The sequence below is a fragment of the Mycobacterium sp. KBS0706 genome, from assembly GCF_005938675.2.
In the GTDB taxonomy this organism is placed as follows: Bacteria; Pseudomonadota; Alphaproteobacteria; order DSM-16000; family Inquilinaceae; genus Inquilinus.
In genome coordinates this window covers 1-417 of sequence record NZ_VCCH02000370.1, presented here as the reverse complement: position 1 = coordinate 417, position 417 = coordinate 1, and the positions used below count along the sequence as shown (strand labels likewise).

The following is a 417-nucleotide window of genomic DNA, read 5'->3' as shown; positions in this document are numbered from 1 at the left end:
GTCCAGGTGCTTCAGGATGGCGCCGACGCTGTCATCCAGCTGCGCCATGCCGGCTTCCTCGAGGCCGAAGTTGCTCTCGCTGTTCATGAGGGCCTGATACTTCGGCGACAGGAACGTCCAGACATGCATGCGCGTCGTGTTGTGCCAGACGAAGAACGGCTTGCCATCCGCCTTGGCCTTGTCCATGAAGTCGGTCGACTCTTTGACCAGTACTTCGTCGAAGGTCCCCATGTCGTATTTGGCCTTCGGCGTGATGTCGTGCATGTTCGGCACGTTGGACATATCCGGGTAGGGGGCCAGCGGCCCCTCATCCACGATCCTCTGCTTGCCGACCTTGCCCCAGCGCGGCTGCTCGATCGGATCGTCGGTGTCCGCCGCCCAGCAATGCAGCAGGTTGCGCGGGCCGACCTTGTCGCG

1 pseudogene is annotated in these 417 nt (G+C 62.6%); it reads right to left on the bottom strand.

The window, feature by feature from the left end:
* Positions 1-417, bottom strand: a pseudogene (locus FFK22_RS42320) (sulfatase-like hydrolase/transferase); the annotation flags it as partial.